At 34.6% G+C, this 13,385-nt stretch carries 12 protein-coding genes and 1 pseudogene; 1 reads left to right on the top strand and 12 read right to left on the bottom strand.

What is annotated here, in order from left to right; translation table 11 throughout:
* Positions 1–8: 8 nt before the first annotated feature.
* The gene (gene nirD, locus MKX82_RS26640) at positions 9–329 is read right to left on the bottom strand and encodes a nitrite reductase small subunit NirD (protein ID WP_233315626.1); all 321 of its coding nucleotides are present in this window, start codon (positions 327–329) and stop codon (positions 9–11) included.
* 15 nt (positions 330–344) lie between these two features.
* Positions 345–2,756, bottom strand: coding sequence for a nitrite reductase large subunit NirB (gene nirB, locus MKX82_RS26645; protein ID WP_237943010.1), 2,412 nt, complete (start codon positions 2,754–2,756; stop codon positions 345–347).
* 1,335 nt (positions 2,757–4,091) lie between these two features.
* Between nirB and ycaC the strand changes: the two genes are divergently transcribed.
* Positions 4,092–4,736: an isochorismate family cysteine hydrolase YcaC gene (gene ycaC, locus MKX82_RS26650; protein WP_237943012.1), complete on the top strand. Its 645-nt coding sequence runs from the start codon at positions 4,092–4,094 to the stop codon at positions 4,734–4,736.
* 359 nt (positions 4,737–5,095) lie between these two features.
* On the opposite strand, the gene MKX82_RS26655 is transcribed toward ycaC, so the two are convergent.
* From MKX82_RS26655 to MKX82_RS26700, 10 genes and pseudogenes are all read right to left on the bottom strand, one after another.
* Positions 5,096–5,848: an SDR family NAD(P)-dependent oxidoreductase gene (locus tag MKX82_RS26655; protein WP_251647440.1), complete on the bottom strand. Its 753-nt coding sequence runs from the start codon at positions 5,846–5,848 to the stop codon at positions 5,096–5,098.
* 50 nt (positions 5,849–5,898) lie between these two features.
* The gene (locus tag MKX82_RS26660) at positions 5,899–7,350 is read right to left on the bottom strand and encodes a glycoside hydrolase family 1 protein (RefSeq protein WP_341081385.1); all 1,452 of its coding nucleotides are present in this window, start codon (positions 7,348–7,350) and stop codon (positions 5,899–5,901) included.
* 15 nt (positions 7,351–7,365) lie between these two features.
* Positions 7,366–9,222, bottom strand: a complete 1,857-nt coding sequence (locus MKX82_RS26665; protein WP_341081387.1) for a beta-glucoside-specific PTS transporter subunit IIABC — start codon at positions 9,220–9,222, stop codon at positions 7,366–7,368.
* A 124-nt stretch (positions 9,223–9,346) separates the two neighbouring features.
* Positions 9,347–10,195 (bottom strand): BglG family transcription antiterminator LicT, encoded by an 849-nt coding sequence (gene licT / locus MKX82_RS26670; RefSeq protein WP_233314977.1) that lies wholly within the window; start codon positions 10,193–10,195, stop codon positions 9,347–9,349.
* A gap of 474 nt (positions 10,196–10,669) precedes the next feature.
* On the bottom strand, positions 10,670–10,888 hold the full coding sequence (locus MKX82_RS26675; RefSeq protein WP_237943016.1) for a bacteriocin immunity protein: 219 nt from the start codon (positions 10,886–10,888) through the stop codon (positions 10,670–10,672).
* Positions 10,889–10,906: 18 nt separating this feature from the next.
* Complete coding sequence (locus tag MKX82_RS26680; protein ID WP_341081657.1) at positions 10,907–11,245, bottom strand: colicin; 339 nt, start codon at positions 11,243–11,245, stop codon at positions 10,907–10,909.
* Positions 11,215–11,304, bottom strand: a pseudogene (locus MKX82_RS26685) (SDR family NAD(P)-dependent oxidoreductase); the annotation flags it as partial. The gene MKX82_RS26680 and the pseudogene MKX82_RS26685, both read right to left, overlap by 31 nt.
* A 156-nt stretch (positions 11,305–11,460) precedes the next feature.
* Positions 11,461–12,036: a TetR/AcrR family transcriptional regulator gene (locus MKX82_RS26690; RefSeq protein WP_341081659.1), complete on the bottom strand. Its 576-nt coding sequence runs from the start codon at positions 12,034–12,036 to the stop codon at positions 11,461–11,463.
* 473 nt (positions 12,037–12,509) lie between these two features.
* Entirely contained in the window at positions 12,510–12,905 is a 396-nt protein-coding gene (locus MKX82_RS26695; protein WP_341081390.1) for an NUDIX hydrolase, read from the bottom strand.
* A gap of 7 nt (positions 12,906–12,912) precedes the next feature.
* Complete coding sequence (locus tag MKX82_RS26700; protein ID WP_341081392.1) at positions 12,913–13,371, bottom strand: NUDIX hydrolase; 459 nt, start codon at positions 13,369–13,371, stop codon at positions 12,913–12,915.
* Positions 13,372–13,385 lie beyond the last annotated feature (14 nt).

Below are 13,385 nucleotides of genomic sequence, written 5' to 3' on the forward strand. Positions count from 1 at the left end.
TTGTAAAATCAGATGACAATGTATACAAGGTTCTCTTCCACTTCCACTTTATATGCTTTAACACAACCATGATCTGGCGCTTGAGCCTGACCGTCACACACATTAATTTTCCAATCATGCATCGGACAAAATACATGGTCTCCGCTAACCATTCCCTCCGCAAGCACTCCCCCTTTATGGGGGCATCGATTCTCAATGGCACGAACATCCCCATTTGCCAGCTTGAATAAGGCAATTTCTTCTTTTCCAATATAAGCTGTTTTCCCTAGGCGGTCTGGCAAATCCGAATATTTTCCGATTAATACTCTTCCTATTGTATTTTCCATAATTACTCCCCCTATCTATCATTTAGAAGTTACTGGAACATTAACTGTTTCATAAAGTCTTTTTACTAAACTTTCATCCTTAAGTGTTTCACTCCATGGTTCTTGCACCGTTTCTAAAGTTATATCCATGCGTTTATTTAATTCATCGCGCAAGCCTTTATCTTCAAGTTTTTCTTTCACCTTATCAATCCCGAGACGGCCAACCCATACAGATGTTCTTTCTAAGTAATTCGCTGTTTCTCTATAGTACTGTAAAAAGGCTCCAGTCCATTCCAGTACCTCGGCTTTCGTTTTAACCTTAACGAGTAAGTCACCTTCCCTAAGATCTGTACCTGCATTGCCGCCTACATAGAGCTCCCAAACTCCATCTAAACCAACGACTCCAACATCCTTAATACCACTTTCAGCACAGTTTCTTGGACAAGCTGATACGGCCATTTTTATTTTATGCGGTCCATTCAACCCTTCAAATTTTTTCTCTAAATCAATCCCCATCCCTACTGAATCTTGAGTACCAAAGCGACAGAAGTCAGCACCAACACAAGTTTTTACTGTACGCAGTCCCTTAGAATATGCATGTCCTGACGGCATACCAAGTTCTGCCCAAATATTTGGTAAGTCTTGCTTTTGTACACCAAGCAAATTAATACGTTGTCCACCAGTTAATTTAATCATTTTTACCTTATATTTATCTGCTACATCAGCAATCTTTCTAAGATCATCTGCATTTGTAACACCGCCATACATTCTTGGAATGACACTAAAGGTACCATTATTTTGAATATTCGCATGCAATCTTTCATTAACAAAACGAGATTCCCGTTCGTCCTTATATTCTGTTGGATTAAGCATGCCTAAATAATAATTTAATGCTGGTCTGCATTTAGAGCATCCTTCATCATTTTTCCATCCTAATACATTCATAACTTCCCTTGTATGTGTAAGCTGCTTTTCCTTTATTTCATTAACAACTTCATCCCTCGATAAAGTGGTACAAGCACAGATCGATTCCTTTTGATCTTCACTATATTTATCACCGAGTGTAAATTCCAATAGATCAGCCACTAATGACTTACATGAACCACAGGAACGTGATGCGTTCGTACACCCCTTCACTTGTTCAACTGTTGTAAGTCCATCATTTTTTATTGCCGAGACAATATGCCCCTTCGTTACCCCATTACATCCACATACCACTTCATCATCTGTCATTTGGGCTACTAAGCTACTTCCTGTTTCCTCCGTCTGATTAGATTCAGTGTATTCCTCTATAGATGCACCATTCTTGATTAAATTTAATAACCGATTACCTTCCTTCGTTTCGCCAAACAGGACTGCTCCAGCTATTTTCCCTTGCTCGATAATGATTTTTTTATAAGTTCCATTCCAATCATCTAACATTTTAATCGCCTTAGTATTCTCATCCTCTAGGATTTTTCCAGTTGAGAAGACATCTACACCGGACACTTTTAATTGTGAAGAAAGAACGGACCCTTTGTATCCCTCACTGTATACACTGCAAATTCGTTTAGCTAACACTTCCCCCTGTTGATAAAGCGGGGCAACTAAGCCGTAAACCATTCCCCTGTGCTCTGCACATTCTCCGACAGCAAATATATTAGGAATTTCTGTTTCCATAAAATCATTTACGACGATCCCCCGATTAACAGGAATGCCAGTTTTTTTAGCTAATTCAACATTAGGTTTTATTCCGACTGCCATCACAACTAAGTCTGCTTCAATCTTATCGCCGGTTTTAAAACGTAGTCCTGTTACATGTTTCTTCCCAAGAATTTCGGTAGTTTGTTTATTTAATAAAAAGTTCATACCTTGATTTTCTAACTCTTTTTGTAACATTTTTCCGGCATCCCGATCTAATTGCCGGTCCATAAGATAATCATTAATATGAATAACATCTACCTTCATTCCAAGATTAAGCAAACCACGAGCAGCCTCGAGTCCTAATAATCCTCCTCCGATAACTGCTGCTTTCTGATGCTTTTTTGAGTAATGCAGCATTGTTTCACAATCCTTAATATCGCGAAATGCCGTCACACCTTGTTTATCTGAACCAGGTAAAGGCAACATAAATGGATTAGAGCCCGTTGCGATAATTAACTTATCATAAGGTTCTTCACGGTTCTTATCTGTAGAAACAATCTGCTTTTTTGTATCAATATTAATTACACTTTCCCCTGGATATAAGCGAATATTATTGTTTTCATACCAATTCCAATCATTTAAAGTAATATCTGCAACAGTTGTATCTCCCTGCAAAACCTTTGATAATTGGATTCTATTATAGTTTGGATGTGGTTCACTTCCAAAAACAGTTATATCGAATTCATCAGGATCAATTTTTAATATTTCTTCTATCGTCCTAATTCCGGCCATTCCATTTCCAATCAAAATTAACTTTCGCTTTAACATAACTGGCAGCCCCCTCAATAAAAGTTAGATAATTCCGACAATATTCTAGTGCCTAGTTTAATCGGCTACGTAATAGTTATGCAAGCAACTTGTTAGATTTTCTCACATGTTCATTTCGCTACATTTCCGTATTAAAGCGTTACTCCTATATCGCTGTTGCTTAGATTGTTTTGATTAAACCAAGGATGAAACCGTTATCAAACATTTACTAACTCAGTCTCTGTTTAAACAAAAAAACATCTAAAGACCTATAGTGGTTTCTGTTCCCGATATACAAATATTTCCATATACATAAATCAGGTACTACCATCGTGCACCTTAGATAACTATTCTTGGTGAATGTTCGGGAACTCATGGAAATTGAAGGTACTCCACTTACAGAGCTGAAAAAAAATACAAAAAAAGACTGGCACTTATATTCATAAGTCCAGACTAGCTTTTTTCTCCTCCCTAATAGAAGGAAAATATATTACAATAATGGATTATATTTAAATCATCCTGATTTGCTTCCATGTCTTCTGCCACAATAATAACCAAAAGAGAAAATAGCCATTACCACCAATATAACAATTCCATAAGCGCTAATGATCTTGATTAACATAGGCACTACAGAGCTCTTTATAAAGGGCATTAACATCCCTTTTGTTTGTAGAAAATAGCCATAAACAAGAACTAAGATAATTACAATAAAAACTGACAAACGTATGATTCTAAAGAATACGTTCTCGCTCAAAGAGTTCTCCCCCACTCCTCCTCGTTTCTAGTCTACTTTCTGGCACATGAATTTCTTATTATATAAGTTCGCTGTATAATCTTCCTGTCCTTCTAAGAAACAAGAATTGTTTCCATCCTAGTTTTGAAGAGACACTTATTAGTTTGAAAATTAGGTATATAGCCGCTTAATGACTCTTGGTATTATATGGTAACATAAATTGATTTTAACAAAAGAGGAATTTTATGACTTAAACAATAGCCGTCAAATATGGTAGTTTACGCAAAACTCTAAAAATCCAATTATTGTCACAGATGGATGTATCCAATCTGGCTAGAAAATGAATAAACTTTCCCGAAGTAATGAGGATTACAGAAGTTGGTAGTGCACTAGAAGCAGTAACATCATTTTAGACAGCTATTGAAAAGTCCATAGTCATTATTTGTATGTCCAGAGTACAATTTTGAAATTATTTTAAAATTGTATCAGCATTAAGCAAATACATGAAAAGAGTGATTCCGACTCATAAGTTTATTTATCAACTATCAATAATCAATTAGCTATAAACCGATTTAACAAACGAACCATTTTCATCGATTACTAATTTTTAGGAGGAATACATAATGTCTGATCTTTATTCTCGTATTAATAAGGATGATGCTGTTGTTCTTTTAGTGGATCACCAAACTGGCCTGATGGCTGGACTCGTTCGTGACTATGGTGTTGATGAATTCAAAAATAATGTTTTAGCTCTTGCTCGCACTGCTGAGTTCTTTGAATTACCAGTTATTTTAACAACAAGCTTTGAAAACGGACCTAATGGACCTCTTATGCAGGAATTGGTTGATCTGTTTCCTAACGCACCAAAAATAGCACGCCCTGGACAAATTAACGCATGGGATAATGATGATTTCGTTAAGGCAATCGAAGAATCTGGCAAAAAACAACTTATCATCGCAGGCGTAGTTACAGATGTTTGTGTTGCTTTCCCAGCACTTTCCGCTATTAATGCTGGATATGAAGTATTTGCTGTTACTGATGCTTCAGGGACTTTCAACAAACAAGTTGCAGATGCAGCCAATACCCGTATGGCACATAATGGCGTGCAACTTATGAACTGGTTTAGCGTAGCATGCGAATTACAACGTGATTGGCGCAACGATGTTGAAGGATTTGGGAATTTACTTGCTAGTAATCTCCCAGGCTATCAAAATGTAATTGGAAGCTATATGGGTGCACAGCGAGATCTTAGTAAACAAAATGCATAGATTTATTCCTAAGAAATAGGCTAGATGGCGCTGATTTATTCAGCGCTTTTTTAATTAAGACGGATCGCAGTACGGTTTATGGCTGAGCTAATAATTACTTAAATTATCACAACTTAGGAGTATAGATTTGAGGCTTAATAATTATTAGGATTTAGATACAAAGTATGTGTAGCGAGGCTGTCAAATTTAATTTTCTTACTACCTATTGCCACAAATGAAATTTGCGGCCTTTTTCTTGAACATAAATTATAGCAAAACCAACATAATATTTTCCTTTTCTATATTGCCAAGTAAAACTTTTCTGTTTGTAATTAAAAAAAGCAATGGCATCAGTCCATTGCTTTTTTGTATTCAGGGATTTAAATGGAAGTAAAGCCACCGTCTATAGATACTACTGTTCCGTTAATATAGTTAGCTGTATCCCCCAGCAAGAAAGTAACTAGTTCTGCCACTTCTTCAGGATTTCCAAGACGTTTCTGCGGGATGGCTTCTACAACCGCTTTAACATTTTCAGGATTCTTTTCTCGGTATTCTTTTACCATAGGTGTTTCAATCGTGCCAGGTGCAACAGCGTTACAGCGAATACCTTGCTCTGCATATTCCGCAGCAATTGTTTTAGTAATACCGACAATGCCGTGCTTTGTCGCAGAATACGTACCAACAGTAGCTTGTCCTACTACTCCTGCAGTAGACGAAGTATTAACAATCGAACCGCCACCGTTTTTAAGCATCACTTCTGTTACATATTTAATTCCGTATAATGCACCTAATAGATTAATACCAACCACTTGTTGGATTTGTTCAATAGTATTATCCACGAATTTTACCCCTGGGCCGGAAATACCTGCATTATTATAGAACATATCAATTGTGCCAAATTCTTCTACTGTTTTATCTACATATTTTTTAACATCCTCTGCCTTGCTTACATCAGCTTGGACAAAGATTGCTCTTGCTCCTTTTTCTTCAATTAAGCTTACTGTTTCTTTTCCTGCTCTTTCTGAAATGTCCACAACCGTAATAGACACACCTGAATCTGCTAATTTTAATGCTACCGCTTGACCTAACCCGCTACCGCCACCAGTTACAATAGCTACTTTATTTTGGCTCATAGAAGTTCCTCCTTAAAAAACAAAACTTTAATTATAACCTTGTTATTATTTTACAACACTTGACCATTCGAGTTAATTACTTCTTTATACCATTCAAAACTTTTCTTTTTTGTTCTCTTGAAGCTTCCATTTCCGTAATCATCTATATCGACATGAATAAAACCATAACGTTTGCTTACCTCAGAAGTTGAAACACTAATAATATCAATTGGTCCCCAACTAGTATAACCCATTAGTTCCACACCATCTGAGATAGCTTCTCTCATTTGCACAATATGCTCTCTTAGGTAGTTAATGCGATAATCATCCTGAAACAAACCATTTTCATCTGGTGTATCAATTGCACCTAGTCCATTCTCTACTACAAATAGCGGAACCTGATATCTATCATACAGTTTATTCAAAGTAACACGAAGTCCTACAGCATCAATTTGCCATCCCCAGTCAGATGATTCAAGATATGGATTTTTTAAACCAGAGAATAAATTACCTGGAGCTCTTTCTCCATGTGGTCCGGCACTTTCCACTAAAGACATATAGTAACTGAAGGAAATATAATCTACTTTATTTTGTAATAAAAGATCTTCATCCGTTTCTTCCATAATTATATTAATATTGTTCTCTTTAAAATATTCTTTGATAAAGTTTGGATAATATCCACGAACTTGAACATCTGTATAAAAGAAATTCATCATCTGCTCTTGTTTTAGCGTTTTTAACACATCTTGTGGATTACATGTTTCTGGATATGTTTCCAGTCTCGCAAGCATACACCCAACTTTCGCATCGGGGTTAATCTCCCTACATAGCTTTACAGCCATTGCACTAGCAATAAATTGATGGTGTAGGGCTTGATAGATTGCCTGATCTATATTTTCAAAACGGTCTGTTATTAAACCTCCACCATTATATGGAGCTAAAGCAATAGCATTGATTTCATTAAATGTTAACCAATATTTTACTTTATTACGATATCTCTTAAATACTGTTTCTGCGTATTTCGTAAACATATTAACTACTTTTCTATCTATCCATCCATTATATTTCTTAACAAGAGCAGCAGGCATTTCATAGTGTGATAGCGTTACAAGAGGTTCAATATTATATTTTGCTAATTCGTCAAAGACATTATCATAAAATTGTAGTCCCTCTTCATTCGGCTGTAAGTCATCACCGTTTGGAAAAATACGTGCCCAAGAAATAGATAATCGGAATGTTTTAAAACCCATCTCTCCAAACAAAGCAATATCTTCTTTATAGCGATGGTAAAAATCCACTCCCCATCTTTTCGGGTATTGCTTTTTAGAGTCTTCCTTAAATGCTTCCTCAAACTGCTCAGATGTAATATGTACTGCATTGTCACCAGCACGCTCTTCCTTAGGTATAAATGGTATCATATCAGCTGTTGACAAACCTTTTCCACCTAAGTTATAACCGCCTTCTAATTGATTGGCAGCTGTTGCTCCACCCCATAAAAACCCTTCTGGAAATCTTTTAGCCATAATAAACACTCCTTCTTATTTTTGAATATTAAATAGTTGTTCTTCTGTCTTTATTTCTTGATAATCTAAATCCAACTTCTCTACGGAAATATATTGATCACTATTTGTCAGTATCACTAAAGTAACCATATTGTATCCTTCGTTACTGATTGCCACTCGGTCAAAGGTAATAAGCTCTTGACCCTTTTGTACATATTGACCTTGTTCTACTTTTACATCAAAGAACTTGCCTTCTAAATTTACTGTTTCAAGGCCAATGTGAATAAGTACTTCTAGACCATTTTCAGAACGTAAACCAATTGCATGCTTTGTCGGATAAATCATTGCAACTGTGCCATCAAAGGGAGAAACTAATGTATTCGCTGAAGGATCAATTGCAATACTTTCCCCCAAAATTTCATCTGAAAAAGTCTTATCTGGTACATCTTGAAGAGGCAAAACTTTACCTGTTAATGGACTACCTATTTCTTCCCCATCTTGGGATAATCTAGTTGTTTTTGTTTTCTCTGTACTTTCTTCCTCATCTGCTCGAACATCTTCAAACCCTAATATAAGTGTCATTACAAAAGCAATAATGAAGGAAACAATCATAGAAATAATGGTATACACTAAATTCATAGGACTAACAGGATCAATATAAACCGGGAAAGCCTCTAAACCTTGTAAGATAAAACCGAAACATTTTACTCCAAAGTAAACAACCATTCCTCCACTTATTGCACCAGCTATCATGGTTGCATATAATGGTCGTTTCAGTTTCAAATTCACTCCAAAGACAGCAGGTTCTGTAACACCTAATAACGCAGAAACACCAGTAGAAACTGCTAAAGATTTCAACTTTTTATTTTTGGTTCTAAATGAAACTGCAAATGCTGCACCTGCTTGTGCTAAACTGTTTACAATATTTAATGGCAAAATAGCATTATCATAACCATACTTACCCATATTCTGTAGAATAATAGGAGCAAAACCATAATGCATTCCGGTAACTACAAACACAGGCATTAAACCACCAATTAAAATCCCAGCAAATACTCCTCCATGCTCATAAATCCACGCAACTGCAATTCCTACATAATCGCCAACTATAAATCCAATTGGACCAGCAACAATTAATGTAAAAGGAATCATAATTAGGAAAACAAGTGTTGGTGTTAATACCACTCTCACTGTATTAGGAACAACTCGATTTATTATTTTATAAACATAGCTTAGAACCCAAACAGCAATAATAATTGGAATAACAGTGGCACTATAGCCTATGAAAGGAACAGACATACCTAAGAACTTTAATCCTGCTTCTCCACTGGCTACCCCAGCTGTAATAGTTGGGTACAGTAATGCACCCGCTAATGCTACCGCTAAATATTCACTCACTTTAAATCTTTTAGCAGCTGATATTGCTAATAAGAAAGGAAGGAAATAAAATGCGGCATCAGAAATAATGGTAAGAACTTGATACGCATCGCTTTCGACTGATATCCATCCTAATACTTGCAATAAAGCAAGTATCCCTTTCATCATCCCAGCCCCAGCAATTGCTGGAATGACAGGAGAGAATACACCCGAGATCATATCAAAGAACCTACCTAAAAGCTTTTTCTTGCTTGCACTTGATTCATCAACACCACTTTCACTATTACTTCCAACTAACGATTCTACCTCTTTAAATACTTCCATAACCTTATTTCCAATAATCACCTGGAACTGACCGTTTTGAAATTGAGCCCCCATTGCTCCAGTTAACTCTCTAATTCCCTCCACATCGACTTTACTTTCATCTTTGACATGGAAACGAAGCCTTGTTACACAATGCCAAGCTCTTGTTATGTTTTCTTTGCCACCAATTCTATTTACAATATCTTTTGCCAATTTTTCCTGACTCATTTGTTTACTCCTATTCTTTTTTCTAGACAAAATAAAAACCTAAATATAATTCAAAACAAAATTTTGTTCTGAAGTATATTTAGGTTATGCCTGATTTAACAGTAACACCCTAATTTTGTTTTTCATTCCTTGAAGTCATTCGATGTATATGAATTGCTAAATATGCCAGTTCATCGTTGGACAGATGCCAGTTATACTCGATGTTTAAATACTTTTCAATTTTCTTCACACAGATATAAGCGTTTTGATATCTTTCTTTTATGATGTTATATAGAGACGTAATTTCTTCCATGGTTTTTTCATCATGATTTAATTGCCTTAAAATAAAGTAACGTAAATGCGTCAGTAACCTTGAATAATTAATTGAGTCTTCTTGGATTTTCATTTGATAATGATAGCTAATAATATCAAGAATTTTATTAGTAATTTCTGTGATTTGTAGAGTAACCTTCATTTCTTCACTCTTATGTTGCGCATTAACAAAATGCAAGGCAATAGACGTCGCTTCATACTCTGGCAATGAAATGTTAGTAAATCTCTTAATAAGATTAAGGGATTTAACGCCTATTTCATATTCTTCCTTATAAAGATTCTTAACTTCCCAATGAAGTGGATTCTTTATTAATAGGTTATCTTGATGTCTTTCTAAGGCAAAGTTTAAATGATCGGCCAAAGTAACAATAAAGGCATCACTTAACTTTTTTTGTAAAATATCTTCGCCCAAACGAATAATTTGATTTGTTAAGAAGATATAATCGGCTGGAATACTATTTAGAATACTTGTTAACTGATTGGACTCAGGAGAATCTAAAGAATATACTTTATCAACTAATTTAGGATTAATTTCTTCATATTTTTTCTTATTAAAACCAACCCCCTTTCCCATCACGATGATTTCGTTTCCACTATTATCTAAAGCTAAAGCAACGTTGTTATTAAATGCCTGTTTTAGTTTCATTGATAATCCCTCTTACTTTATGAATAAAATAAAAAAAACCAATTATAATCGCATGGATAGATAGGTTTCCTATTTCCATTACAATTATAATTGGTTATGCCTGATCGAATCAGTAACACTCCTAAATTTTGATATAAGCTTAACACGTAAAGAAAACGTTGTCAATAAACTTATATGTACAATTTAACTTTGAAATTATTGTATCATCCCTATCCATCTAACATATAACTCGTATAAAAAAGGGAATTTGTAAGAACACAATCTACTCTTATAGACGGATACATAATTTTATTATGAAAGACTCTTCTTTTAATCCATCTCTATCCATTATATTTATAGAGCTGGATTACTTCTTTTTTAAACATTACATTCTCTCCTTTTTAAAAGATAGCCAAACTATCTCTTCTAATAAAAAAACACCCTAACACATAGTTAGAGTGTTTTCTTTTATGTATCTACATTGACAAGAACCCCTTACTCGTCTTCTTGTTCTTTGTAGGCTAGGGCAATATCTACGATTTCTTCTGGTGTTAATTCTTTATCACTCCAGAAAATTAAATCACTCGGTGCTGGGTGTGGTACATTCTTTTCAAGAATATCAATATACTCACTTACCTCTTCGTCAGAAAGTAATGGGTTTATTATCTTATTTACTAATTGAACTAATTCTTCTTTTGACATTTTATTTTCCATGTTATCCACCATCCTTAATTAATTCCCTTTCTTTCCAAAGTGATATGCAGGATCCAAAATAACTTGATGCATTCTTGGAGAAGTAATCATTAAATTATCTAAATTATACACTTCTCCACCTTTATCAATTGGTTGTTTATGGTGCAGGATATATGACTTATGCATACCATAATGTTCAACCTTTGGAGCAATTGGAGCATTTCCCGCTGCCATTCTTGCAACGTTTCTTGGATTGAATTCACTTGCAAAACTAGAATTAGCAACAGATTTCCAAAATTCATTTCCAAATACAACAGGTTTGTTAGTATCATGATGCTGGTCTAGGTTATCTTCAATTTCGTTCCCCGAGCAGCAAATTCTAACGCTGTCTCATACCCTATACCTGAGCTTGCTCCTGTAATGACTGTGTATTTCATATTAACTCTCCTCAAATTAAATTATCAATTAGTCTTTAACTGTTTATTAGTTTGTATCGACACAAACTTTGCTTGATAATTTGATATCTGACAAGTGAAGTTCAGCTTGAACGATTACCCTTTTCGAGAATGAACATTCCCAAAAGAGTAAAAAAATTAATCTAATACCGAAAGTGTCATATCAATAATATTATTTAATTTTTCTGTGTCATCGGTAGTTTTGGTCATAACGCGTAGACCTACTAAGGAATTATGAAGAAATTCCGAAGTTTTTTTTGCATCAAGATGTTTAGATATTTCTCCAGCTGTTTGACCTTTTTGTACTAGATTGTTTAGCAGTAATTCGGTCATAGAAAAACTCTCCGTTACCTTTTCTGCTGCTTGTTCATCATGTAAAGACAACTCAACTGCAGTATTTACAGTCAAACATCCAACAAGTTGTTGTTTATCTCTGACAATTATCATATTAAATAACTGCTTGATAGCATCCTTTACCGTATGTTGCTGGATTACTTCATTCTCTATTCTAGTTGTTATTATTTCATTATAATGATCCAACGCTTTTATAAACAAAGTGTGCTTGTCGCCAAACGTATCATATAAGCTACGACGATGGATACCCATGTACTTTACTAAATCCTGCATGGAGGTTTTTTCATATCCTTGTATCCAAAAAAGTTCCATAGCTTTTCGTAATACTTCATTTTCATCAAATTCCTTATTTCTAGCCATACTATCATTTCCTTTAAGTAATCTTAGAGTAACCAGAAAATCTAATGCTTTAAAGGTAATCATCAATCTTAATAAGGTAAAATATTGACTTTCTCGTCCCTTGCCAATGATATCATTTTAAGAATGAACAGTAAAGAATAGCATTAAGAGTTACTACCAATTTCACCATTTGTTAGTATGAACCATACGTGTTAACAACTCCACCTCCTTTAAAGGATTTTTTAATCTATTTTTGAAAATTTAAGATAATGCTAAGTCATCTTTTTAGAATGAACATTCTCATTATGACAAAAACTAGTTAATACCTTACAAATCCATAATATCAGTTTGAGAACGATTGGTAAAGAATAAAGTTTTTGGGGCGTTCTAAAACTGCATAAACGTCTTTAGCCCTTTCTATAATACCTTTGTGAAGGAATATACTTAAACAATCCTGCCACGTTTGTGGCACAAGAACCTTTACTAATTCGCTCTTACTTAAATAGGGAAAATACTGTTAAAGCTACTTCTTTAGGTCTTATATCTATAGACAACAGTTTATCAATATCAATCCATATAGGTTGATAAGTTCCCCTCTCGTTTTTATTATTAGTAAATTCTTCACCAACACCGGTACCAAAGATACCATTAATTATTTCACTATGATAAAAATACTGTGCCCCATTAAATTCATATGTTGCAATGCATTTATTAAGTTTCACTTCTACCCCTAATTCCTCAAATGCTTCTCTTTTGGTACCTTCCTCAATAGTTTCTCCCTTTTCTATTCCACCACCAGGAAAAACATAATATATGGAATCATTTCTTTCTCTTTTTATTAAACCAACCTTTTTATTTTCAACTATTATAACCGAACCTCTAATTCGCATTATTCAACTACATACTTTCATTGTTAAAGTAATGCTTTTCAAAAATCTTTTTAGCTCTTGAATCCAAATTCAAGGGTAATTTATTAAAAGAAAAATACTCTAACGCTAAACTTTCACCATCAGTCAATTGTAATTTTCCGAATGTGCCTTCCGATTCATAAACACAAATAACATTGTATACTTCATCACCATTAGGATATTTGAAATAGAAATCTTTTCCTGATAAAACATCAATAAATTTTAACCCTTTTGATCTTAATCCTGTTTCTTCAAAGAGTTCACGTTCAGCTGTTTGTTGTAAATCTTCTCCAAGTTCCATAGAACCACCTGGGAGCCCCCACTCTTTAGTATCCGACCGATGCTGTAGAAGAACCTTATTTTTATTTTTTAATACAACAATAGTTGACCCAACTAAAATGATTGGTTTATTGCCGACTAAGGATCTAATTTCTCTGACATAATTCATGTGTAATAACCCCT

The sequence above is a fragment of the Niallia sp. FSL R7-0271 genome (assembly GCF_038005785.1).
Lineage (GTDB): Bacteria > Bacillota > Bacilli > Bacillales > Cytobacillaceae > Niallia.